This is a genomic window from Vibrio sp. 1402 (assembly GCF_033340275.1).
Genome location: NZ_JAWOWE010000003.1, coordinates 198,214 through 223,118 on the forward strand (window position 1 = coordinate 198,214; position 24,905 = coordinate 223,118).

General features: G+C 43.8%; 23 protein-coding genes and 1 pseudogene. 12 read left to right on the top strand and 12 right to left on the bottom strand.

Annotated elements, in window-relative coordinates; genetic code table 11:
- Position 1 precedes the first annotated feature (1 nt).
- The 9 genes from R7044_RS07255 to galU all read left to right on the top strand — a co-directional run bounded on the left by R7044_RS07255 (position 2) and on the right by galU (position 9,262).
- Positions 2–1,189, top strand: coding sequence for a glycosyltransferase family 4 protein (locus tag R7044_RS07255; RefSeq protein WP_225455445.1), 1,188 nt, complete (start codon positions 2–4; stop codon positions 1,187–1,189).
- Positions 1,176–1,685: an acyltransferase gene (locus tag R7044_RS07260; RefSeq protein WP_225455446.1), complete on the top strand. Its 510-nt coding sequence runs from the start codon at positions 1,176–1,178 to the stop codon at positions 1,683–1,685. The genes R7044_RS07255 and R7044_RS07260 overlap by 14 nt, the downstream gene beginning before the upstream one ends.
- A gap of 34 nt (positions 1,686–1,719) precedes the next feature.
- Positions 1,720–2,574, top strand: a complete 855-nt coding sequence (locus tag R7044_RS07265; RefSeq protein ID WP_225455447.1) for an ATP-grasp fold amidoligase family protein — start codon at positions 1,720–1,722, stop codon at positions 2,572–2,574.
- A gap of 26 nt (positions 2,575–2,600) precedes the next feature.
- Positions 2,601–3,377, top strand: a complete 777-nt coding sequence (locus R7044_RS07270) for a glycosyltransferase family 2 protein (RefSeq protein ID WP_225455448.1) — start codon at positions 2,601–2,603, stop codon at positions 3,375–3,377.
- An 11-nt stretch (positions 3,378–3,388) separates the two neighbouring features.
- Entirely contained in the window at positions 3,389–4,306 is a 918-nt protein-coding gene (locus tag R7044_RS07275) for an NAD-dependent epimerase/dehydratase family protein (RefSeq protein ID WP_225455449.1), read from the top strand.
- 15 nt (positions 4,307–4,321) lie between these two features.
- Positions 4,322–4,882: a sugar transferase gene (locus R7044_RS07280; protein WP_225455450.1), complete on the top strand. Its 561-nt coding sequence runs from the start codon at positions 4,322–4,324 to the stop codon at positions 4,880–4,882.
- Between the two features lie 139 nt (positions 4,883–5,021).
- The gene (locus tag R7044_RS07285; protein ID WP_225455451.1) at positions 5,022–6,968 is read left to right on the top strand and encodes a polysaccharide biosynthesis protein; all 1,947 of its coding nucleotides are present in this window, start codon (positions 5,022–5,024) and stop codon (positions 6,966–6,968) included.
- A 180-nt stretch (positions 6,969–7,148) separates the two neighbouring features.
- On the top strand, positions 7,149–8,315 hold the full coding sequence (locus R7044_RS07290; RefSeq protein WP_225455452.1) for a nucleotide sugar dehydrogenase: 1,167 nt from the start codon (positions 7,149–7,151) through the stop codon (positions 8,313–8,315).
- A 68-nt stretch (positions 8,316–8,383) separates the two neighbouring features.
- Entirely contained in the window at positions 8,384–9,262 is an 879-nt protein-coding gene (gene galU / locus R7044_RS07295) for a UTP--glucose-1-phosphate uridylyltransferase GalU (RefSeq protein ID WP_225455453.1), read from the top strand.
- A gap of 153 nt (positions 9,263–9,415) precedes the next feature.
- On the opposite strand, the pseudogene R7044_RS07300 reads toward galU, so the two are convergent.
- A pseudogene (locus R7044_RS07300) lies at positions 9,416–10,764 on the bottom strand (MBL fold metallo-hydrolase RNA specificity domain-containing protein).
- Positions 10,765–11,057: 293 nt separating this feature from the next.
- Positions 11,058–11,828 (bottom strand): triose-phosphate isomerase, encoded by a 771-nt coding sequence (gene tpiA / locus R7044_RS07305; RefSeq protein ID WP_005384863.1) that lies wholly within the window; start codon positions 11,826–11,828, stop codon positions 11,058–11,060.
- A gap of 269 nt (positions 11,829–12,097) precedes the next feature.
- Between tpiA and R7044_RS07310 the strand changes: the two genes are divergently transcribed.
- Both R7044_RS07310 and R7044_RS07315 read left to right on the top strand, forming a co-directional pair.
- Positions 12,098–12,445, top strand: a complete 348-nt coding sequence (locus R7044_RS07310) for a 5-carboxymethyl-2-hydroxymuconate Delta-isomerase (RefSeq protein ID WP_017635986.1) — start codon at positions 12,098–12,100, stop codon at positions 12,443–12,445.
- Between the two features lie 161 nt (positions 12,446–12,606).
- Positions 12,607–13,029, top strand: a complete 423-nt coding sequence (locus R7044_RS07315) for a DUF805 domain-containing protein (RefSeq protein WP_033905993.1) — start codon at positions 12,607–12,609, stop codon at positions 13,027–13,029.
- Between the two features lie 57 nt (positions 13,030–13,086).
- Here R7044_RS07315 and R7044_RS07320 read toward each other — a convergent pair whose 3' ends face one another.
- From R7044_RS07320 to glpX, 3 genes are all read right to left on the bottom strand, one after another.
- On the bottom strand, positions 13,087–13,437 hold the full coding sequence (locus tag R7044_RS07320; protein ID WP_225455454.1) for a DUF3135 domain-containing protein: 351 nt from the start codon (positions 13,435–13,437) through the stop codon (positions 13,087–13,089).
- Between the two features lie 160 nt (positions 13,438–13,597).
- Positions 13,598–14,218, bottom strand: coding sequence for a helix-turn-helix transcriptional regulator (locus tag R7044_RS07325; protein WP_005379532.1), 621 nt, complete (start codon positions 14,216–14,218; stop codon positions 13,598–13,600).
- Positions 14,219–14,431: 213 nt separating this feature from the next.
- Complete coding sequence (glpX, locus tag R7044_RS07330; RefSeq protein WP_225455455.1) at positions 14,432–15,439, bottom strand: class II fructose-bisphosphatase; 1,008 nt, start codon at positions 15,437–15,439, stop codon at positions 14,432–14,434.
- A 348-nt stretch (positions 15,440–15,787) separates the two neighbouring features.
- Here glpX and zapB point away from each other — a divergent pair, with 348 nt between their 5' ends.
- Complete coding sequence (zapB, locus tag R7044_RS07335; protein ID WP_005379536.1) at positions 15,788–16,030, top strand: cell division protein ZapB; 243 nt, start codon at positions 15,788–15,790, stop codon at positions 16,028–16,030.
- A gap of 156 nt (positions 16,031–16,186) precedes the next feature.
- On the opposite strand, the gene rraA is transcribed toward zapB, so the two are convergent.
- The 7 genes from rraA to priA form a co-directional block, all read right to left on the bottom strand.
- Positions 16,187–16,693 carry a ribonuclease E activity regulator RraA gene (gene rraA / locus R7044_RS07340; RefSeq protein ID WP_033905997.1) on the bottom strand — a complete coding sequence of 169 codons (507 nt, stop codon included), beginning with the start codon at positions 16,691–16,693 and terminating at the stop codon, positions 16,187–16,189.
- 76 nt (positions 16,694–16,769) lie between these two features.
- Complete coding sequence (locus R7044_RS07345; protein WP_005383178.1) at positions 16,770–17,687, bottom strand: 1,4-dihydroxy-2-naphthoate polyprenyltransferase; 918 nt, start codon at positions 17,685–17,687, stop codon at positions 16,770–16,772.
- 784 nt (positions 17,688–18,471) lie between these two features.
- Positions 18,472–19,803: an HslU--HslV peptidase ATPase subunit gene (gene hslU / locus R7044_RS07350; RefSeq protein ID WP_033905998.1), complete on the bottom strand. Its 1,332-nt coding sequence runs from the start codon at positions 19,801–19,803 to the stop codon at positions 18,472–18,474.
- 23 nt (positions 19,804–19,826) lie between these two features.
- A complete protein-coding gene (gene hslV / locus R7044_RS07355) occupies positions 19,827–20,378 on the bottom strand; it encodes an ATP-dependent protease subunit HslV (protein ID WP_033905999.1) in 552 nt (183 codons plus the stop codon).
- A gap of 115 nt (positions 20,379–20,493) precedes the next feature.
- Positions 20,494–21,042, bottom strand: coding sequence for a cell division protein FtsN (gene ftsN, locus R7044_RS07360; protein ID WP_017820300.1), 549 nt, complete (start codon positions 21,040–21,042; stop codon positions 20,494–20,496).
- A 225-nt stretch (positions 21,043–21,267) separates the two neighbouring features.
- Entirely contained in the window at positions 21,268–22,296 is a 1,029-nt protein-coding gene (gene cytR, locus R7044_RS07365) for a DNA-binding transcriptional regulator CytR (protein ID WP_254901949.1), read from the bottom strand.
- 303 nt (positions 22,297–22,599) lie between these two features.
- Positions 22,600–24,807 (bottom strand): primosomal protein N', encoded by a 2,208-nt coding sequence (gene priA, locus R7044_RS07370; protein ID WP_033906001.1) that lies wholly within the window; start codon positions 24,805–24,807, stop codon positions 22,600–22,602.
- Between the last annotated feature and the right edge of the window lie 98 nt (positions 24,808–24,905).

The window sequence follows — 24,905 nt, forward strand, 5'->3', positions numbered from 1 at the left end:
TATGAAAGTTGTAGCTTTTGTGGGTGAAACATTTCAGCAATATGAAAATCAATGCTTTACTAAGCCAACTTCTGTTGCTTTTTTACAAGATACTTTTGGAGAAGGTAATGTCTATGCCGCATCCTCTGCAATAAATGTATCAGAAAGGCCTACTAGTTATAGCACTAAAGTTCAAGGTGAAAAGTTTTATGCCTTTCCTTCTTATGACTCGACAAAAAGTTTCTTAGTTAGAAGCTTACTTAGTAAGGGCTTTTTAAAGTCGTATATCCAAAAATCTGATGAGATTATTGCTAAACACCAAGGTGACCTATTTTGGATTCGAACGCCATCCATAGGCAGTATCGTTTTTGGTTTGCGGGTGTTAAAGCACGAGCAAACCCTACTACACCATATGTGTGCTGATGCCTCAAACACTTGGAAAGATGCCAAGTATAAAGGCGTGAGTAAGCTATTAGCCTTTATCACATCACGTTTCCTTCGTGTTTTACTTAAAAAAATCTGCGGTCATGCCAAAACCATAAATTTTTGTACCGGAGACGTATTGGAGCGCTTTAGCAAACAATACTCTAGCAATACTTTTCAGTTCGTTGATGTAATGATTAAGAGTGTAGACACTTCTAACTTCTCTCGAACGAAAAGAAAGGATAATCGGAAAAAGCTTCTTTTTGTCGGAAGAATGGTCGAGGATAAAGGGATATTTGACCTTATCGATGCTCTCGATGAACTCAAAGAAAATTACACCCTCACTTTTGTTGGTGACGGCCCCGATTTTTCTAAAGCTAAGCAGACAGTAGCGCAGAAAAAACTGGACGATACGATTCAATTTACCGGTCAACTACCGCATAGTGCACTAGCGGAGCTGTTCTATTCTACAGACCTGGTCGTGGTGCCTTCAAACAATAATTATGAGGGTTTCCCTCGTGTGATCATGGAGGCATGGTCTTTCAATAAGCCAGTCATTGTTTCCAATGTGGGTGGAATTAACGCATTTGTAAAAAACAACGAGAATGGACTTATTATAGGACCAGGTAATGTCTCTGAGTTGAAACAAGCTTTGATGGCGTGTCGGGATGATAGTTGTTATCAAGAGCTTTGCATTGGTGCTCGAGGCATGGCGAATAAGTCTTTGCAATCATATTGGATCAATCTCCTCAAGAAAAAGGTAATTAGTGCGCATGTTACGTCATAAATTAGGTTTGGTTTATACATGGTTAGTTTGGCTTGTTACGTTTGCTCTACCAGATGTGCCTTTGATTATGCGATTACGAGGTTGGTTATATTCTTTGGTGATGAAAGAGGCCGGACGAAACTTCCAAGTATCTAGTGCGGCAAGGTTATACAGTATTGATAATCTCTCAGTCGGTAATGATGTTTACATTGCCGCTAATGTTATTGTAAATGCAGGCGGTAGCATAAAGCTCAGCTCTGAAGTGATGATTGGTATTGGAAGTGTATTAATTTCCGGAAACCATACGATAGATCGGGGATCTTATCGCTTTGGTCAGTTAACCAGGAAAGCTATTAAAGTTGGCTTTGGCTCATGGATAGGAGCTAATTGTACTTTGGTTGCCGGAGCCACTGTCCCACCGAGTACTTTAATTGGCGCTAACTCTGTAGTTACTAAACCACTCGAACTCTCTGGTGTTTATGTGGGCACACCCGCGAAGATCATTAAAGAGTCATAACATATTGCAAAGTTCTATTTTTACGGTTGTTTTTATGAATTACTTATTGAAATTAATATCTATAGTACTACCTCTTAAAGCGCGTATTTATCTTTTTTTTCTTTATAAACATGGTTATCCAGTTAGCTTTAGAACCCCTAAAACGTGGAGTGAAAAGATTCAGTGTAGAAAGCTTATCTTAAATTCTAATGATGGTATATTCGCAGACAAGTTTAAAGTTAGGGAATATGTAGAAAAAACGGTTGGTCCCGATATTCTTATTCCTCTCCTTGGTGTCTATGATGAATTGAGTCTGGATGACCTAAAAAAGTTACCTTCCGATGTGGTGTTAAAAACTACCCATGGTAGTGGTGTTAAGCATATTCACTTCTTATCAGATAGATGTAATTTTGCAGATGTGGTCGAAAAGTTTAGATCTGCGCTTAATGATTCTTATAGAGGATGGTTTTTTGGTGAGACACATTACGACACTATTGAGCGTCGAATAATTGCCGAGCAAAAGTTAGATTTTGAGGGAGATTCTCCACCTGATTTCAAATTCCATGTCTTTAACAATGAAGGTGAAGTGACTTGGGTCCTTCAGGTAGACTTTGATCGCTTTACTGACCATAAGCGCAATTTCTACGACAGTGAACTTAACTTATTAGACCTCCGAGTTATTTATGCAAATGGTATTTTCGACATGCCTGCCCCCGCGATTGTCAAAGATATGGCTCACGTAGCCGTTAAACTTAACGGTTCAAGAAAGTATTCGCGAGTCGATCTATATCTACATAAAGATAAAATCTATTTCGGAGAGATTACTTTAACTCCTGACAGTGGTTTTGGTAAATTTAGTGATAGGTCACATGATATTGAGATGGGTAAGCTTTGGGGCGAATTCAATTAAAATTAGTTTAGGGGCATGTAAAACCGATGAACATAGAAACCACAGTAATTACCCCAATATACAACGCTGAAGATTTCTTAGAGGAGACTTTGACATCGATAAGTGAACAAAGCTACCAGAATTGGGAAGCGCTACTTATTAACGATTGCTCCACAGATCGGTCTTTGGCAATCGCACAACGTTTCGCTGATAAAGATAGTCGGTTTAAAATTATCAATCGTATTGAAAGTGGTGGTGCAGCTAAAGCCCGTAACGACGGTATCAACCAAGCAAAAGGTCGGTTTATTGCTTTTCTAGATAGTGACGATGTTTGGCTACCTAACAAGTTAGAAACACAGATTGGCTTTATGAAGTCGAACGATATTGCTTTCTCTTTTTCTTCTTATCGGTTTCTTACAGAGGAAGGGCAGATAACAACAGAGGTTAAAGCACCAAAGAAGATCACTTACTCTAAGCTGCTTAAGGGGAACGTTATTGCCTGCCTTACTGCAGTTTACGACACTCAAAAATTGGGTAAGGTGTTGATGCCGGATATTTTGAAGCGTCAAGATTTTGGTCTTTGGTTAAAAATAACTAAAATGGGCGTAACAGGGCATGGTTTACAAGTTCCTCTAGCGCACTATCGTTTGAGAAAAGGTAGTATTTCGTCAGCCAAATTTAACACTATGCTGTATACATGGGACCTCTATCGAAGTGTTGAGAAGTTGTCTCTCTTCCAGTCGTTTTACTACATAAGTAGCCATTTACTAGGCGCAATATTTAAACGAACAAAGAATAGGCTTTTTAGAGCTTCAGAGGCATAGGCAGGTTAACAATGACAATTTTGGTAACTGGAGCAACTGGCTTTATTGGACGTGCACTTATCTCTCGTCTCGCTAAAGATAAAGTGACTGGTTTGGCAAGAAGCTTGAAACCTTGCTCCAAATCTGTAAATTGGGTTCAGTTCGACCTAGAGAATATACTCGACAGCAAAGAAATTCCTGGCAAGTATGAAACTGTCGTCCACTTAGCTGCGAGAGCACACATACTCAATGAGACCAGTGACGATCCTTTAGCTGAGTTTTTGCGATTTAATAGAGATGTTTCGATAGAGCTTGCCAGACAAATGTTTTATCAAGGTATGAAACGTTTTGTTTTTATTAGTTCTATTGGTGTTAATGGCGCGAAGACAGAAAAAGGGGATGTCTTTAATGAATCTTCAACACCAAGACCAGAAACTGACTACGGGAAGTCAAAACTGGAGGCTGAGCTAGGTTTGAAAGCTTTGTCTGAGGAGTTGGGTTTTGAATTGGTTATCATTAGGCCTCCTCTGGTCTATGGTGAAGGTGCTCCCGGTAACTTCGGAAAGCTTATGAAGCTTCTTCAAATTGGTTTACCGCTGCCTTTTGGGGCCGTCAACAATAAGAAAAGTTATGTGTCGGTCACAAACCTCGTGGATTTTATCGCCACTTGTTGCCTACACTCCGATGCCAAAAATCAGACGTTTTTAGTTGCGGATGATGATGTAACCTCAACAAAAGAGTTACTGGTTAACCTTAGTAATAACAAAGTGGTGTTGTTGCCAGTGCCTTCTGGTCTGCTTCACACTATACTGTGCTTGGTTGGTCGTAAGGCAATGTCTACTCAGTTGCTGTCTGACTTGGTTATTGATAACACCCATGCAAAGCAAGTGCTTGGATGGCAACCGTTAGAGTCAACAAAAGATGCTCTAAATAGTATAAAAATAAACTAGTGAGAAGTTATATTTATGTCCCGTATTTTAATTCGAATAAGTGATTTTTTAGCGTCTCTTGCCGGGCTGCTGCTGTTATGGCCAGTATTGGTTGTTGTTACCATTATTGGTTACTTCGACACTGGGTCTCCTATTTTTGTACAAACTCGAGTTGGAAAAAACCAGAAACCCTTTAAGCTGATTAAGTTCCGTACCATGTCTGTGGAAACGCAGTCAGTTGCTAGCCACCTTGCAAGTACATCTTCTATCACAAAACTCGGGCACGTGCTTCGTAAAACAAAATTAGACGAATTACCACAGCTCATTAATGTGCTTAGGGGAGAGATGAGTTTGGTGGGCCCTAGACCAAACTTGTTTAATCAAACGGAGCTTATAGCTGCGAGAGACTCTCTTGGGATTTACTCAGTTCTTCCGGGTATTACTGGTCTAGCTCAAGTTCAAAATATCGATATGTCGACACCTGAGTTGTTGGCTGAAACAGACAGGCGAATGATAGATACGTTGACGCTGAGAGATTACTTTAAGTACATCATGATGACAGCAACAGGTAGTGGGTCTGGTGATGCTATAAAGTAGTCGAGTCTAGGACTCGCACTTTTAGCTTTATGGTAGGGGGATGGACTAAAGGCTTCCTTCTAAGCTCTTTCAGAAAGAGTTTTGGAAACGATATTAAGCTATGATATGTCACTAACAATATAACTACACAAGAATTTTTATGCAACGTCTACAATTTATATGGCAGCTTTCGCGGACAAACAAAAGAATTGTCAGTGTTATAATTGATATTTTATTGATTTTCACCGCTTTTCATTTGGCTATTTTAGTCCGTTCTGGAAACAGTTACTACTTTGGCTCTCCTGCAGTTTGGGGGATTCAAATTGGGGTGACGATAGTTACAATCGCCGTTTTTGCGCGATTGGGTCTATATAGAGCGGTTCTTCGATACTTAACCTTTCAGGCTTTGTTTGTAGTGACTGCTGGAGCTGTGGTTTCAGCAACAATTGTCGCAGCACTTAGTTTCTACATGAGTGATCCGTTTCCAAGAACGGTTCCTATCATCTATGGTGCATTTCTTGCTCTTTTTTGTGGTGGTCCTCGCGTTATTGTCCGATCTTTGATTGCCCAGAGTTATTCAACGCAGAGTAAAGAGGTTCTTATTTACGGTGCAGGATCTGGCGGTCGACAGTTGGCGATGGCATTAAGAAGTAGTGGTGACTATCGCGTAAGAGCATTTATTGATGGTGACTCAACTCTTTGTAATACGATGATCTTAGGGTTGCCTGTTATTGCTATTGAAGATGCGATGCCTCTCATCAATAAATATGACGTTTCTCAAGTCTTACTAGCTGTACCTAGCGCTAAACGTTCTCGTCGTAAAGTAATTCTTGATGAATTAGCTAAGTTACCTGTTGAAGTCCTCACGGTCCCAGATATGACAGATATTGTTTCCGGCAAAGCCAAGATTGATGAACTTAAGGATGTCGCGATTGAGGACTTGCTGGGTCGTGACCCAGTAGCTCCACAGCAAGTGTTGCTGGAAGCTAACATCAAAGACAAAGTGGTTATGGTCACTGGTGCTGGTGGTTCTATTGGCTCTGAATTGTGTCGCCAGATAGTAGAACAGTCTCCTAAGTCTATTATTTTATTTGAATTGTCTGAATTTTGCCTATATCAGATTGATCGTGAACTAAATCAACTTAAGGTTGAAAAAGGGCTAACTTGCGACATTATTCCTTTGTTGGGTTCTGTTCAGCGTCAACATCGTCTAGAAACGACAATGTCTTCTTTTAAAGTCCAAACGGTATATCACGCCGCTGCATATAAGCACGTTCCGTTGGTTGAGTTCAATGTAATAGAAGGTGTTCGCAACAATATTTATGGGACTTATTATACCGCGTGTGCGGCGATTAAAGCCGGTGTTGAATCGTTTGTATTAATCTCTACTGATAAAGCTGTTCGCCCTACTAACGTAATGGGCACAACTAAACGAATGGCAGAATTAGGTTTGCAAGCTCTTGCTGAACAAGAAAATACAAAACCAAATGGCACTCGATTTTGTATGGTACGATTTGGCAATGTCTTAGGATCTTCAGGCTCAGTTATTCCCGTATTTAAAAAGCAAATTGCATCAGGTGGTCCCGTTACCGTCACTCACCCAGATATCACTCGTTTCTTCATGACAATTCCAGAAGCAGCACAACTCGTCATACAGGCGGGTGCAATGGGAAAAGGTGGGGATGTGTTTGTCTTGGACATGGGTGAATCAGTAAAAATTACAGACTTAGCAAGTAATCTTATTCAGTTATCGGGCCTTGAGGTAAAATCTGAGAGCAATCCACATGGTGATATTGAGATTCAATTCACAGGACTTCGACCTGGTGAGAAACTTTATGAAGAATTGCTCATCGGAGACAATGTCAAACAAACTGCTCACGAGCGAATCATGACGGCTCATGAGGCACATTTACCTCTGGAAGAATACGACCTATTGTTGAATGAACTTGATTTTGCCTGCCATAGCATGGATCACGAAAGTATTCGTACATTACTGTTGAGTGCTCCAACAGGCTTTAATCCTACAGATGGTATTGGCGACTTAGTTTGGAACCATAACCAATCTGAGATTGACTATTTGGATTCCATACAGCTTGTGAGTAATTGAATGACAGTTGTCTTCTCTAAATAGCCTGGTTTTGTTTTGGTGCGAATGAGTTTCGCAAAGATTGAACTTTCTAGTTTGTTCTTGCCCTTTTTGATACAGAGGCTTTGAGCTAACGATCCTCGCTAGCTCATTTTTTTGATTTTTGGTATCCTCATCCAAAAATAAATGAAGGATTAATCCATGAAAATCGCAGTTGCTGGGACCGGCTATGTTGGGCTTTCTAACGCTATGCTGTTAGCCCAGAATCACGAGGTGGTCGCTTTAGATATCATTTCTGAGAAGGTTGATTTACTGAACCGACGTAAGTCGCCGATTGTTGATACCGAGATTGAACACTTTTTGGCGCACAAAGAGCTAAATTTTGTTGCAACAACGGATAAGCAGAAAGCTTACCAGAACGCAGATTACGTTGTTATCGCAACTCCCACAGATTATGACCCGCAAACCAACTACTTTAATACTTCTTCCGTTGAAGCGGTGATTAAAGATGTTATGTCTATCAACCCCGATGCAGTAATGGTGATTAAGTCTACTGTTCCTGTTGGTTACACTGCTCGAATTAAGGAAGTATTGGGGTGTGAGAATGTCATCTTCTCCCCAGAGTTCTTGCGAGAAGGCAAAGCGCTTTACGATAACCTTCAACCATCCCGTATCATTGTGGGTGAACGCAGTGAACGTGCGGAAGTATTTGCTAGCTTGCTGGTGGAAGGTGCAGTAAAACAAGATATTCAAGTTCTATTTACTGACTCTACAGAAGCTGAGGCAGTTAAACTGTTTTCAAATACCTACCTTGCAATGCGTGTGGCATACTTTAATGAGCTAGATTCTTACGCAGAAGCTCATGGCTTGGACGCTCGTCAGATCATTGAAGGTGTTGGTTTAGATCCTCGCATTGGTAATCATTACAACAATCCATCATTTGGTTACGGTGGTTACTGCTTACCAAAAGACACTAAACAGCTTTTAGCCAATTACCAAGATGTACCAAACAACATCATCGGCGCGATTGTGGATGCAAACCGCACCCGTAAAGACTTTGTGGCGGAGTCAATCCTCAAGCGTGAACCAAAAGTGGTTGGTATCTACCGCCTCATTATGAAGGCTGGATCTGATAACTTCCGTGCTTCTTCTATTCAGGGCATCATGAAGCGAATCAAGGCGAAAGGTGTTGAGGTCGTAGTTTATGAACCTGTACTCAAAGAAGAAGATTTCTTCAACTCTCGAGTGATTAAAGATCTGAGTGAATTCAAGCAAAGTGCAGATGTGATTGTTTCCAACCGCATGGTGGAAGAGTTAGCTGACGTTGCGGATAAAGTTTACACGCGTGACTTGTTTGGTAGTGATTAAATTTTTAGTATAACGATAATATATGGCTCTCATGCATGAGGGCCTTTTTTACAGTTGGTGAATTTAAAATGATTAAAAAATGTCTTTTCCCTGCAGCGGGTTACGGTACTCGTTTCCTACCTGCAACAAAATCCATGCCGAAAGAAATGATGCCGGTAGTTAACAAGCCATTGATTGAATATGGTGTTGAAGAAGCCATTGAAGCGGGCATGGATGGCATGTGTATTGTCACTGGTCGTGGTAAACACTCTTTGATGGACCACTTCGATAAAAACTATGAGTTGGAACATCAAATTTCAGGAACAAGCAAAGAAGCACTGTTGGACGACATCCGTTCTTTGATTGATTCAGCGAGTTATACATACATCCGTCAACGTGAGATGAAAGGTCTTGGTCATGCTGTCTTGACCGGTCGTGAGTTGGTGGGTGATGAGCCATTTGCTGTTGTATTAGCAGACGACCTCTGTGTGAATGAAGAGCAGGGCGTATTAGCGCAAATGGTCGAGCTGTACAAGCAGTTCCGTTGCTCTATCGTTGCGGTACAAGAAGTTCCGGCATCAGAAACGCATAAGTATGGTGTGATTGCTGGAGAGATGATCAAAGATGACATCTTCCGAATTGACCACATGGTAGAAAAGCCAGAACCAGGCACTGCACCAAGTAACTTAGCAATTATTGGTCGCTATATCTTAACGCCAGATATTTTTGATCTTATCGAAAATACGGAGCCAGGCAAAGGTGGAGAAATCCAAATTACTGACGCATTGATGCAGCAAGCTCAATCTGGTTGTGTTATTGCTTACAAATTCAAAGGTCAGCGTTTTGACTGCGGTAGTGTAGAAGGTTACATCGAGGCGACTAACTACTGCTACGAGAACCTATACAAAAAAGCGTCTAGTGCTGAGCTTGCTAAAACCCCAACCGTAAAGGTTGCTGAGCCTGCATAGTTGTTCCGTCTCGTTACAAACGTGCTTTAACATGGCTTTCTGACGTACAAAGCTTAGTTAAAGCACGTTGATATTCAAATTCTTATGCTGTTTTAACTCATTAACAATAAGTAAGAACTAGGTTGTATGGTTCTAATGTCTGCTGATATTAGTTTAATAAACTACCTCAATTCCCTCTGCTTCCAACGCCTCTCCTAACTCTTTTTTTGCTTCTTTCTCTCCATGTATCAAATGCACGGCTTTTGGTTGTACTGGAATACCAATAACAAACTTTAATAAATCGCTTTGGTCTGCGTGTGCGGAATATCCAGAGATGGTATGGATCTGTGCGTTGGCTTCGATCGGTTGGTTATCGATATCCACCGTGTGGCTGCCTGATTGGATTTCTCGACCTAAGGTTCCTGGCGCCTGATAACCCGCAAACAACACATCATTTCGTTCATCCGGTAAGAGTACTTTTAAGTAATTGACGATTCTTCCACCTTCGCACATACCGGATGCCGCGACGACAATCGCAGGCTCATCGGTAGAGGCTAGTCGATTTACTAATGCTTGATGTTCTCGATGGTTTTCCACGGTAATGCATTGTTCAAAAGCGAGGGGATGACGATGATTGTTGAGCTTTTGCTTTGCTTCTTTTCCCCACAGTTTTTTGAAACGGCGGTAGGTCTTCGTGACTCCTTTCGCAAGCGGTGAGTCTAGGATGATTGGCAAAGAAGACGACAAGTTGCGTTGGTGAATCAGTTGCTCAATATCGAATAACAGCTCCTGCGTACGTCCTACGCTGAAAGCTGGGATCAGAATTACACCACCGTCTCGCAGTGCGTGATCGATAATGGCGTTCAAGCGCTCAGTTCGAGTGGCTGCGTCTTCATGCTCTTTGTTGCCGTATGTGGACTCGATGAACAAATAGTCGGCACGCTTTGGTGGCTTTGGATCGGGTAAGAGCGGGGTATTAGACGGACCTATATCGCCGGAAAACACGATGATTTCATGATTTGGGAGTTTGAATTCCACGTAAGCGGAACCAAGAATGTGCCCTGCTGGTTGAAAGCGCAGGTAACATTGTTTGCCAAGTGGCAGCCATTGTTGATAGTCATGAGGTTTTAGCTGTTTTTTTATGACATTGAGGACTTGTTGACGCTGATGGTAGTTCAAACCCAATTGCAGCTTTAATCCATCTTCTAACATGAGTGGTACCAGTTCGGCTGTTGCTTTGGTGCAGTAGATGGGACCTTTAAATCCAGCAGCCAGTAACCAAGGTAGGCGCCCAATATGGTCGATATGAGCATGAGTCAGGACTAATGCTTTGATGTGTTTAACCGGAAACTCAATATCCAATGATGCCCTGGGTTGCCAAAATGGATGTCTTTGCCTTGGAAGAGTCCGCAATCGATCAAGATGCTACCGTGTGGCAGTTTCAATTCATGACAAGAGCCAGTGACCGTATGTTTCCCACCATGGTGAATCACATTGGCGATGTCTGATATTGGTGTTGTCATGTCGATTGCTCCTCCTTGAGCAAGTATCAGTAACTATAAATCCAGTGTGCAGGGTAAGTGAATAGAGTTCGCTGGTTGGATGGAATTGAGTGGGAATAACTGGAAGTGCGATTAGGTTCTTTGTTTTGATGTAAGGTGTTTTTCGTTACTTAGCTTTGGGTTTGACACATGCGGTTAGTAGATTCCTGATGTCGTTGAGCTCCTTGGAGTGACAAAACTCATTAGATCGTAAGCAAACAAAAAGGGATGCATGATGCATCCCTTTGTTATTTTTACTCTCAGTAAAAACGAGATTACGCTTTTGCTTTAGCCGCTGCTTTAGCGATTGCTGCGAAGCTCTTAGCGTCTAGAGAAGCGCCGCCAACGAGAGCGCCGTCGATGTCTGGTTGTGAGAAGTAAGCTTCAGCGTTTTCTGGCTTAACAGAACCGCCGTATTGGATGATTACTTGTGCTGCAACTGCTTCGTCTTTCGCTGCGATTAGTGCGCGGATAGAAGCGTGGATGCGTTGTGCATCTTCAGCTGTTGCTGCTTTACCAGTACCGATAGCCCAGATTGGTTCGTAAGCGATGATTGCGCCGTTTAGAGCTTCAACACCGTAAGTGTCGATAACTGCGTTGATTTGACGTGCACATACAGCTTCAGTTTCGCCAGCTTCATTTTGCGCTTCAGATTCACCGATACAGAAAACAGGTGTTAGGCCGTTTTCTTTTAGGAAGTTGAATTTCTTAGCGATGAACTCGTCAGATTCGTTGTGGTATTCACGACGCTCTGAGTGACCGATGATGATGTGAGTAGCACCGAAATCTTTCAGCATTTCTGGAGACATATCGCCAGTGAACGCACCGCTGTTGTTTAGGTCAGTGTTTTGAGCACCTAGGATGATCTTGTTACCGCCTTCAGCGATTACGCGCTCTGCTAGGTCGATGTAAAGTGCTGGTGGAGCGACTGCTACGTCAACACCTTCAACGCCTTCAAGTTCAGCGTTAAGACCAGTTAGCAGCTCAGTTACCATTGCTTTGCTGCCGTTTAGTTTCCAGTTACCCATCACTACAGGACGACGCATAGGAATATCTCCCTTATCTTTAATGTAAATAGTCAATTAATGTAAAAAATCTACGTAGGAATATAACAGAATAATGTGAACAGATCATGATTGGCGTCATGTCTTGTCCGGCTTTCTTTGTTGATTCGACCAAGCATCGATCCTGTTATTTTTGTCAAAAGCAACCGATTGGTGATCGCGTAGACAGAATGATAGTTCATTCCTCGGAAATTGCTGCTGAGATTGGTATTACTACGCGCTGGAATTAATTGTTGTAGAAAGGAATCAAAATGCCAAATCTCGTTTTAGAGTATTCAAACTCGGTGGAAGAACGAGTCAATGTACAAGGTTTGCTGGAAGACTTACATAAAGCTGCGTTAGATAGTGGCCTTTTTGAACTCGCGTCTGTGAAATCTAGAACGCTCCGGTGCCACAATTGGTTAATAGGGGAGGAGGGAGATAGCCTCGACTTTATCCATATCAACTTTGATTTGTTATCTGGCCGCTCCCAAGAACAAAAGCGAGAACTGTCACGAGCCTTGATGGCGACACTTCAAGAGCAAGCCAGTCACGTACACAGTTTAACGGTCAATATCCGAGACATGGATATAGATAGCTTCCAAAAGGTAGTGAACTAGGTTGCGCTGAATTGCCCGAGAATAACGAGGGGTTATTGTTACGAATTCTCAGCCTGGCTCTGCTTGTTATAAGGACGTTGTGGGCACCCAAGTTATCGGTGTCCTTTCCAAACTATATCGACTCGGCTAATCTATAACCTTTCTACTTTGGGGTAAATTTGATGTCGACTAAAGAGTTACTGTTTTCTTTTCAAGGACGTATAGACCGTAAAACCTACTGGATTTGGAACGTAATTTACTATGTGTCCATTCTAGGCTTTGGTGCCGGTATCAGCCAACTGCTTCCTACTCTCTCTTATGTGCTTCTTCCTATTTTCTTGGTGGTCCTGTTGATCCCTGATTTGGCGATCACCACCAAGCGTTGGCATGACCGCAACAAATCGATCTATTGGCTAGCACTGAATATTCCGTTGATTATAGGACGAATTGCCACTCCAATGACTAGCCCTGCCGCGCAAGAGCCGTCGACCCCACAGATGTTCGTCGCTTCCATTTCTCTAATTTGTGGTTTATGGATTCTAATTGAATGTGGTTTCTTAAAGGGGACATCAGGACCAAACCAATATGGCCCTGAGCCGGAATAAGTATAGCTCTATGTTTTGGAATAAGACTCTAGGGTTCTAGAGTCTTATTCCTGCCTTTTAGTAAAAATCATCCCTATCTTTAAACGTATTTAAGCTAATCACATCCGCGTTTTGAGTCGGTGCCGGTTCCCCTTCTAGTGCTGCTTTGAACTTCACGACCTGTTTTTGCAACTCGTTCATCAATACCACATTGGTGTGATGAGGGTTTTTACACGTGCTGATGACTCTATCAATGTGGCTTTGTTGAGCCCACAATCTTTCTTTCATATTTTCTGATGCGTTCTCGATCATCTCTTTCGCCATCTCATGACGAAATTGCTCAAAAGCTTCGGGATCTCGCTCTGCCATTCGAACCATCTCATCGAATGGAGGAAGAGTTTGGGATGAGGTATGACGTAGAGTAGACATCGATGCTCTCCAAATCCTTATGGAAATTGCCTTTAGTTACTAAAAGCCTATACCACTAGAAAGAGGAGAGAGGATGAATTCTTCAGCCGTCTCACTTATAAGAGAAGCTTTCAAGCCTGAGATTGAATAAGTGCGGCATGTCGATGTTTGGCTGTGGTGGTTACTGCAGTTGTTGGATGCGGTAAACGCAGCGTCTTTGGCCGCTAATGATGTGTTCGGTACGCTCTACTTTGGTGTCACGTCCAAGTAAAGACTGAAAGACACTTAATTCTGACTGGCACAAGCTTGGGCAGCGAGTTGCGGCTTTACAAATCGGACAGTGATTTTCGATCAAGATGAATCCGTTCTCATCTTTCTCGAGCTCTGCCATATAGCCTTCTTGCTCTCTTAACGTGACGAGTGTTTCTAGTTTGCTTTGCAGAGAGTCGCATTGCTCAAGATGCTGACGATAACTTTGTAACGTGAGTTTTTCCCTTTCTGATGTGACTTTTTCCAGTCCATCTTTGCCAAAGATATGTTCGACAGCTTCTATAAACTGAATGGTCAACTCTCCGTGACGGTCAGCAAATTGCTCATGACCTTTTTGAGTGAGAGACCAATGACGAGCAGGGCGACCAACTTTTACTTTTACGTCATGGATAGAAAGAATGCCATCATCTTCTAAACTTTGCAGGTGCTGACGAGCCCCCATGGTTGTCATACCTAGCTCAGAGGAGAGTTGTTTTGCAGTGACGGAACCATCACGCTTAACGATTTGCAATATCCTATCTACGGTCTTCATATACACACCATTTATACGTCAGTAGATATTATGCTCGATAGGGTTAGTAAAGAAAAGTGTTGACTTAATTTGAGTGTGGATTGTAGGTGCTATGTTTATGCGAACCAATATATACACTCTGAACAGTGAGAAACGAGGTGATTCAGAATCTATTGTCCGATTACGCGGAAAGAAAGGCTCAAACTCAGACTGAGCGAGAGCCTCGAGAAATGCTTAAAGAATAATATCGCGTACTTCTGGATCTTTACGATCTAAGTAATGAGTCGATTTGATGCGGCGAATAGTTCGGCATCGACCGCGCACGAGCAGCGTTTCTGTGGTCGCTATATTGCCTTGACGAGAGATACCTTCCAGCAAGTCACCTTTAGTGATGCCTGTAGCTGAAAATACCACATTGTCGCTACGAGCCATGTCTTCCATTTTAAGGACAACATTCGCTTTTACGCCCATTTCATCGCAGCGTTTTAGTTCATCTGCGCCGTAAATGTGGTTTTCTTCACTATCGCCTTTTACTTCGTGACGAGGAAGTAAGCGACCGTGCATGTCACCGTCTAGCGCTCGAATTACCGCTGCTGATACAACCCCTTCTGGCGCACCGCCAATACAGTACATCATGTCCACTTCACTGTCTGGCATACAAGTTAGAATAGAGGCAGCGACGTCACCATCAGGCACCGCAAAAACACGTACGCCCATTGCTTGCATTTCTGCAATAACGTCATCGTGGCGAGGTTTCGCAAGGGTAATAACGACTAGGGTATCAAGTGGCTTGTTCAGGGCTTTTGCTACGTTCTCTAGGTTTTCTTTTAACGGCTTTTCTAAGTCAATTACGCCTTTTGCACCAGGGCCAACAACCAGTTTTTCCATGTACATATCTGGCGCTTTAAGAAAGCTGCCTTTCTCACCTGCGGCAAGTACGGCTAGTGCGTTCGATTGTCCCATTGCCGTCATACGCGTTCCTTCAATCGGGTCGACTGCAATATCTACTTCATCACCACCAATACCCACTTGCTCACCAATGTACAGCATTGGCGCATCATCGATTTCACCCTCACCAATGACAATTTCACCACTGATATCTGTTTTGTTCAGTAGCGTGCGCATAACTTCAACAGCTGCGCCATCGGCTGCGTTTTTATCGCCACGGCCAAGCCATTTGTAACCAGCCAGAGCTGCACCTTCAGTCACACGGGAAAATGCCATTGCTAAATCGCGTTTCATGATGTCTCCAAGTAAGCAAGAGGGAAGAAGAATTTGCGCGGCGATTCTATCACAAGGTCGAGTAAACGTTTGCCTTTTTGCGAGGCTTTTACTTTATCTAACTTGAATTTGATCAATACTTAGGGCGATTTTCAGCGTAGCGGGACGCAAAATCCTTGCTCAAAAATGCTTCGGCGACAAGAAAAGTCAGCGTTTAGTGAGATTGCGCTGATTTTTTGACCGAATGATGCAAAATATCGAATATAGTGAGTGTTTCTCATCGCGACGCTGAGTAGAATGAACCTTATATAGGTTAGGTGTGCATCAATCTCGCACATCGTCCCAACGGAATAACATAGGTAGGCCAAGATGTCTTTTGAAGTACTAGAACAACTAGAATCTAAAATTCAAACTGCAGTTGACACAATCACTCTTCTTCAGATGGAAGTCGAAGAGCTGAAAGAAGATAAAGCTAAACTTGCGGAAGAAGCGAACGAGCTTCGCTCTCAACGTGAAGAGCTAGAGCAAAAAGCACAACAAGCACAGCAAGAGCACGCACAATGGCAAGAGCGCATTCGTGCACTACTTGGCAAAATGGACGAAGTGGAATAATTCGGCTTCTTCATTCCAAATTAAAAACACCCGCGTTAAGCGGGTGTTTGTGTTTTAGGGAAGTAGAAAATGTTAAGACAAGGCTAGGCGCTAAGAGCTAAGAGCTAAGAGCTAAGAGCCAAGAGAAGACCCTATAACTTAGGCGCCTAAGACTCGTTATGCTTCTTCATCCAACTCTAAATCAATATTCAATGGTTCTGGCGACAGGATAATTCCGGTGCTATCAGCGTAAATGTAATCTTCTGGAAGGAAGCTAACGCCGCCAAAGTTGACTGGTATATCCAATTCGCCAATACCCTGGCTGGTCGCTCCAACAGGAATAGAGGCGAGGGCTTGAATGCCTAAGTTCATATCTTCAAGTTCATCTACTTCACGAACACAGCCGTAAACGACAATGCCTTCCCACTCGTTTTCTTCCGCAATGGTTGCGATTTCTGCATCGATAAGGGCTTTACGTAGGGAACCGCCACCGTCAATTAACAAAACGCGACCAAGTCCATCTTGCTCTAATGTCTCGCGGATCAACGAATTATCTTCAAAACACTTGATGGTGGTGATTTGCCCGGCAAATGAAGCGCGACCGCCAAAGTTACTGAACATTGGTTCAACCACATCTACCTGATCGAGGTAGATATCACAGAGTGCTGAGGTATTGTATTCCATAGCGTACCTTTCTAAACAGAAATTGGTTGTCTTTGAGTATATCTAGGCATTAAGTCAATGCAATGACAATCCTTTTTTAACTTACTAGAGTTTGAGCTACCACAATTGTTGCAAACAAAACGTTGGTGACTAGAGAGCATTTCACGATGACTGGCATCATTGGTGCTATCTGAGCGGGCTTTTGTGTATGCCAAACTGCTTTACCATGATCGGCCACGAAATAAATACTAAGTAAAAATGGCAAGCTAATCCAAACGGGTTTGTCTTGAATTAACAAGTAAGCCGCAAAGGCAAGGATAGCTCCGCCAAGTAAGATAAAGTGGTACTGCTTGGCTTTACGTTGACCTAAGCGTACCGCCACCGTGCGTTTACCACACTCTCGGTCGTTCTCTATATCACGCATATTGTTGATGTTGAGTACTGCAACAGCGAGTAAACCGCAGCCTAAAGCAGGTAAGAATAGCGTGGTGTCTACGTGACCGGTATGCAAGAAGTAGGTACCTGATACGCCGAGTAAACCAAAAAACAAGAACACTGATATATCGCCAAGCCCCACGTAACCGTATGGTTTGCTACCCATGGTATAAGCAATGGCTGCGAGAATGGCCAAAATTCCCAGCCCGATAAAAGTAACAATGCTTTCCAGTGAACTTAGTGAATAGAAAACTAACACCAAGCCTGAAATAGCGGTCAGAACGATGTTAAAGATAATCGCTTGTTTCATCTGTTTAGCACTTACCGCGCCTGACTGCATCGCTCGTAATGGGCCGAGGCGTTTGTCGTTATCTGTACCTTGAACGGCATCGCCATAGTCGTTTGCCAGGTTGGACAGAATTTGCAGCAATGTCGCGGTTACGAAAGCCATGATGGCAATCGTCAGTGAGAAATGACCCGCCGAGTAGGCGAGCACGCTACCTGTTAAGATAGAGACCAAAGCCAGAGGTAATGTTTTTGGACGAGCGGCTTCAAGCCAGATCTGTAGAGATTGTTTCATGGAAATTTCGTGCTAGTAACCAATGTGCCCAGTATAAGCACAAAGAGGCAGATACGCTATTGACCTAAAACAACTCAACTAGAAGTCAAAGGGTGATTCAGAATCTATCATCCGGTTGTGCAGTGGTGAAGGTGAGTGGGAAAGAAAGGCGTCTGCTGTTAGCAGATTCTTAGTCTCGCTTGAGCTCGCTAGAATGACGAGATCTTTTGATTTAGGTGTTGTCAAAGTCATTCTGAACAGCCAGGAACGAGGTGATTCAGAATCGATCATCCGATTGTGCGGTGATTAAGGTGAGCGAGGAAAAATAGGCGTCTGTTGTTACCAGATTCTTAGTCTCGCTTGAGCTCGCTAGAATGACCAGGTCTTTTGATTTAGATGTTGTCAAAGTCACCGTCATTCTGAGCAACGAGGAACGAGGTGATTCAGAATCTATCGTCCCAATAGTGCCGTGGTTAAGGTGAGTTGGAAAGAATAGGCGTCTGCTGTTAGCAGATTCTTAGTCTCGCTTAAGCTCGCTAGAATGACGAGAGCTTTTGATCTAGATGTTGTCTAAGTCACCGTCATTCTGAACAGCGAGGAACGAGTGTGATTCAGAATCTATCATCCGATTGTGAAGTGTTACGGTGAGAGAGAAAGAATAGGCGTCTGCTGTTACTAGATTCTTAGTCTCGCTTGAGCTCGCTAGAATGACGAGATCCTTTGATTTAGATGTTGTCTAAGTCACCGCCATTCTAAACAAAAAGCCCAGAAACAAGGTTCTGGGCTTTGGTAAAATAGATTGCGTTTAAAGAATAAAGCGGCTTAGATCTTCATCTTCAATTGTGTCGCCTAGGCGCGCTTTCACGTAAGCGGAATCAATAACGAATTTAGCGCCAGATTGCTCCGCTGCGTCGTAAGAGATTTCATCCATCAAGCGTTCCATTACGGTGTGTAAGCGACGAGCACCGATGTTTTCGGTGCTTTCGTTGACCGTCCATGCCGCTTCCGCGATTTGCGTGATGCCGTCTTCTGTGAATTCGATGTCCACATCTTCCGTTTTCATCAACGCAACGTACTGCTCTGTTAGAGAGGCTTTTGGTTCTGTCAGAATGCGTTTGAAGTCGTTGCTGCTTAGTGCTTCTAGCTCAACACGAATTGGTAGACGGCCTTGCAATTCTGGGATCAAGTCAGATGGTTTTGCCACTTGGAATGCACCAGATGCAACAAACAGAATGTGGTCTGTTTTTACCATGCCGTGCTTGGTTGATACCGTGCTGCCTTCAATCAATGGAAGTAGGTCGCGCTGAACACCTTCGCGTGAAACGTCTGGGCCTGAGCTCTCGCCGCGTTTACAGATCTTGTCGATCTCATCGATAAATACGATGCCGTTGTTTTCAACGTTGAAAATCGCTGCTTCTTTCAGCTCTTCTTGGTTAACCAGTTTCGCCGCTTCTTCTTCCGCTAACGCTTTCATTGCGTCTTTGATTTTCAGCTTACGTTTTTTCTTAGTGTCGCCAGCGAGGTTTTGGAACATGCCTTGCAGCTGGTTAGTCATCTCTTCCATACCAGGAGGCGCCATGATCTCTACGCCCATCTGCGGTGCGGCTACGTCGATTTCAATTTCTTTATCGTCTAGTTGGCCTTCACGCAGTTTCTTACGGAAGATCTGGCGAGTGTGAGAAGACTCTTCCGTTTGATCTGCTTGACCCCAGCTATCACGTGCTGGTGGCAGTAGCGCATCAAGAATGCGTTCTTCCGCTTGTTCTTCTGCGCGGAATTTCACTTTTTCCATCGCTTGTTGATGCGTCATTTTCACAGCGACATCGGTTAGGTCACGGATGATGGTTTCAACTTCTTTACCAACGTAACCCACTTCGGTGAATTTTGTCGCTTCAACTTTGATGAAAGGGGCATTTGCCAGTTTTGCGAGGCGTCGTGCGATTTCAGTCTTACCAACACCAGTAGGGCCAATCATCAAGATGTTTTTTGGCGTCACTTCGGCACGCAAGCTTTCTTCAAGCTGCATGCGGCGCCAGCGGTTACGAAGTGCAATCGCAACCGAACGTTTGGCTTTTTCTTGACCGATAATGTGGCGGTTCAATTCATGAACGATTTCGCGAGGCGTCATTTCAGACATATTCTTTCCTTACTTCGTTACGATTACGCGGTTGGTTTTTCAGGCTCTATTGTTGAGTCTAGCTCTTCTACCGTGTGGTGATGGTTAGTGAAGACACAAATATCACCCGCGATATTGAGAGCTTTTTCCGCGATCTCACGAGCATCTAGATCTGTGTTTTCTAGTAGGGCGGTTGCGGCAGCTTGTGCGTAAGCACCACCAGAGCCAATCGCAATCAGGTCGTGTTCTGGCTGTACGACATCACCATTACCGGTAATGATTAACGATGCGGTTTCGTCGGCAACGGCAAGTAATGCTTCGAGCTTGCGCAAAGCACGATCGCTACGCCAGTCTTTAGCTAGCTCAACTGCCGCTTTGGTTAGGTGACCTTGGTGCATTTGCAGTTTGCTTTCGAAGCGCTCAAAAAGGGTGAAGGCATCCGCAGTACCGCCGGCAAAGCCCGCTAGTACTTGGTTGTTGTATAGGCGGCGAACTTTGCGCGCATTACCTTTCATTACGGTATTGCCTAGAGATACTTGGCCATCACCCGCGATGACGACTTTATTATTTCGACGTACAGATACAATGGTAGTCACAGTCGACCTCTTGATTATTTCTCTTTGGATTTAATTCAGTATATGGGGGAGGAGAAATGGGGATTCAAGGGGGCAAAAAGAAAGGCCCTAGGATCTTAGCTCCTAGGGCCTGAGTTTAAAGATTTTCTTTCCAAATCGCGCACGGCTCGATTTTCGCGCGTTGCAGTTTATGACGGTCACGTTCTGCATCACGTTTGAACTTATACGGACCTAGCACCACACGATACCATGAACTGCCTTCTTTCTTACGAATCTTGCTCGACATCCCTTGGAACGCGATTGCAAGCTTGCGCTCTTCCGCTTGTGCCTGAGTTTTGTACGCGCCACACTGCATGATGTAAGGAATTTTAGAAACTTCAATTTCTTTAGCCACAACTTCAACTTCACGTTTCGGTAGTGACTCAACATATTCCCATTTTTCTTCTGGTGGTGGCGGCAAGTCTTTTTTCGGCTTTGGTTTGCTGACAGTGGTTGTTGGCTGCTTCACGACTGGTTGTTTAGGTTCTGGGTCGCTACTCAAAAGGTAAAGACCATAGCCAAAACCGCCCACGAGCAAGATAGCGAGCAGGCCACTGCGCCAAGGTTTTTTTCTTCTCGGCGGCTGTTTTTTTGTCGACTTTTTTGGGGCGCCTCGCCCCCGTCTTACATAATCTCTATTTGCCACGGTTATTTCTGGTCATCAAGGATTCTTGCAAATATGTTAATCCAGAACGAGTTGAGAAAACACCCTATTGATAGAATCTTGATAGCTAAAGCGCGACAACGCCCGAGTGTAGGAGTGTGTTTCCGTTCTCACTTACATTTATTCAGGGATACACAAAAAGCAGGAGGGGTAAATAAAAAAGCGGCGCCTTAGCACCGCTTTGGGGATGAATACCTAATCTTTAGGTTAAGGGCGCTGTGGTGGCGCTGCACTTCCACGAATGACGAGATTAGTTTCAAGCAGACGCGAGCCTGAATGCACGTCGTGGCCTTTTAACATCTCGAGCATCATTAGCATCGCTTGTCGACCAATCTCATAGCGAGGTTGAGAGATGGTGGTCAACGGTGGATCGCAGTACTGAGCGAAGTTAATGTCATCAAAGCCCACAACAGAGAGATCTTGCGGTACTCGTAAGCCAAGCTTTTTCGCTTCTTGAATTGCGCCGATGGCCATTGTGTCACAGTGACAGAAAATAGCCGTTGGTGGTTCTGGCAATTCGAGCAGTTTACGAACGGCTTTTGCTCCGCCATCAAAAGAGAACTCAGTAATGACACTATATTGTGGATCTTTATTGATGCCGGCACGGCGCAGGGCTTGTTGGTAGCCTTGCTGGCGGAACTGACACAATATTGCTGTATCTGGTCCAGAGATTTGAGCAATGCGTTTATGACCTAATTGGGTCAGGTAATTCACCGCTTCAAATGCAGAGGTCAGGTTATCAATATGTACTGTCGGAAGCTCGAGTTCAGGCGCAAATTCACACGCCATTACCATCGGAGGTAAGTTCTTTTGCTCTGGCTTACTGACATCGAATGGTAGATCTGTACCAAGCAGTAGCATTCCATCTGCCTGCTTAGTAAATACGAGGTTAACGAAAGAGCTTTCGCGTTTCTTCTGTTGTCCGCTATCGCCCAGCAGGACTAGATAGCCATGTTCCATGGCTGCATCTTCAATACCGCGAATAATTTCAGAAAAATAAGGATCACAGATGTCGGGAACGATAGTAACAATGGTTTTTGATTCGTTTCTACGTAAGTTACGCGCTAATGAGTTTGGAGAATAACCCGCTTCAAGTACGGCATCTTCTACTCTCTTTCTTGTAGAAGAAGAGACTTTCTCTGGATTCATTAAGGCTCGAGATACCGTAGCCGTAGACACTCCCGCAAGCTGGGCAACATCCTTCATTGTCGCCATAGTTTTTAACCTCTCATTTATTTTTTGCCAAGATGACGTTATTCCGGTTTGAAATCAGAGTAATCAAACCGAGTTAGAGCTGTATTTGCTCTTCGCTCAGTTCGTGTTAACGAGTGGGAAAATGGATTCTTCACCGCGATATCAATTTGTGGGAATAGTCATTGTTTTAATCTAAGCCTGTGCAAACAAGTCACTTTAGACTGTTCTAATTTGGATAGTCTATTCATTTCTAAAGTGAAAGTTACGGTCTGTTTAACAAAAATTGTAATCTTGGTGTGATTTTGGTCACATTAAATGGTAATTCATTACATAGTTAAACGTTTGCTAGCTGAGATCTTGTGGTTCTATGTCTAAATTCCAGCGTACTTTCTTAGCATTTGGCAACAACTCAATAGCAGGTTTGGCACTGGTTAATAACTTTTGCATCAATGAACGATGCTGAGTTTGCAGTAATAGTTGCCAACGGTATTTACCAGCCCGCTTGGCCAAAGGTGAAGGAGTAGGGCCTAACACCATGCAGGAATCATCGAACAGAGGGTGTGACTCTAACGTAAAGCGAACCTGACGCAGGAAGTCTTCAACTACCTCACTTTGGTTCGCCTCTGCTTTAAACAGAGTCAAGAAACTATAAGGCGGAAGCTGAGCCAATTTGCGTTCTTCCAGAGCAGTCATAGCAAAGTGGCGATAGTCTTTTTGAAGCAGGGCCTGCAGCAAGCTGTGCTCAGGATGGTGGGTTTGTAGGATAACCTCGCCAGGTTTACTTGCGCGGCCGGCACGACCTGCGACCTGAATAAACAACTGCGCTAGTCGCTCGGAAGCGCGGAAGTCACTACTATAGAGAGAGCCATCAACATCCAAAAGAGCAACGAGCGTTACATTTGGAAAATGGTGCCCCTTAGCCAGCATTTGGGTGCCAATCAGAATTTGATGTTCACCTTTACGAATCGATTCAAGGGCATCTTCCAAACTACCTTTGCGACGTGTGCTGTCTCTGTCGATGCGAATGGCGTTGTATTCTGGAAATAACTGAGCCAATTGTTGTTCGAGTTGTTCCGTTCCTACGCCGACGGTAACCAATTGAGTTGAACCACACCCCTGACACTGATGAATCACCGGTTGTTGTGAGCCGCAGTGATGGCAGCGTATTTCGTTGCTGTAATAGTGGAACGTATAGTACGCATCACAGCGTTTACATTCTGCAATCCAACCGCATTCATGGCACATCAAAGCGGGCGAAAAGCCTCGACGGTTAAGAAACAACATTACTTGATTGCCCGCTTTTAAATGCTTGCGCATTTCGGCAATCAGTTGGGCAGATAAGCCACTTTCTAAATACTGACCTTTTACATCTAACACTTTATTGGTGGTTGGTACGGCAGAGCCAGCTCGTTGGGTTAGTGTTAAATGGTGATACTTGCCTGACAAGGCATTGTGTAATGTCTCCAGTGCAGGTGTGGCTGAGCCCAGAACAATCGGAACTTGTTCTTTATGAGCGCGCATTACAGCAACATCGCGAGCATGATAACGCAAGCTATCTTGCTGTTTGTAAGAGGTGTCATGTTCCTCGTCCACAATGATAATCCCGAGATCAGCAAAAGGCGCGAGTAGGGCAGAGCGTGTGCCGATAATGATTCCGGCCGCTTTGTCGCGTGCAGAAAGCCACGCATTCAGACGCTCCGTCTCGTTTAACCCGGAGTGGATGACGTCAACTGGCACATTAAAACGGCGTTTAAAGCGGTTGATGGTTTGTGGTGTTAAGCCAATCTCTGGTACTAAAACCAAGGCTTGTTTACCTTTCTCTAAGACCGGCTTGATTAGGTTTAAGTAAACTTCTGTCTTACCTGAGCCCGTGACGCCTTCTAATAAATAGCAGGCAAAACCTGTTTGGCTATTTACACTCGCAATAGCCAGTGCTTGTTCGTGGTTGAGCTTTGGCTTCTCGACGTCGCATTCAACGTGCTGCCCCCATTTGGTGATTACAGGCTTCTTCTCGATACGTTCAATCCAGCCTTTCTCTTCTAAAGACTTTAGTACAGTTGAGGCTATCTCTTGGTCGACAAACTCCTGGTGAGGCAAAGCGCCGTTAACCAACATTTGCAAGACCTTCTGTTGTTTGACCGCTCGACGATCAAGCCCTTGCATCAGCTTGTTTTTACCGGATTCGGTAATTTGCCACTCTTGTAGCGTCGTCGCAAAATCTGCAGGCTTTCCTTTACGCAGAGCTGCCGGCATCGCATTGTGTAGCGTATCTCCAAGTGGGTACTGGTAGAATTGGCTGCACCAAGTCAGCAACGAATAAAGCTTTTCAGACCATACCGGCTGAGAATCAAGAACTGCTTTGATTGGCTTGAGTTGATCTTTGGGAAAGTCCGAGTGGTTCACCATTGCGGTGACGATGCCGACTAAGGTTTGGCGTCCAAAAGGCACGGAAACGCGTCCACCAATGATCGGAAACAGGTGCCCCGGAATGGCGTAATCAAATTGTTTGTCGAGCGGAACGGGTAATGCCACTCTAGCAATGGTTGGACGCATAAATTCTTAGCTATTAAAAAGAGGGAAAGGAAATGAGAGTCTATTAAAATCGGTATGGAAATTCGAGTAAAGCTATATGATTCAGAGTGAATCGTGCT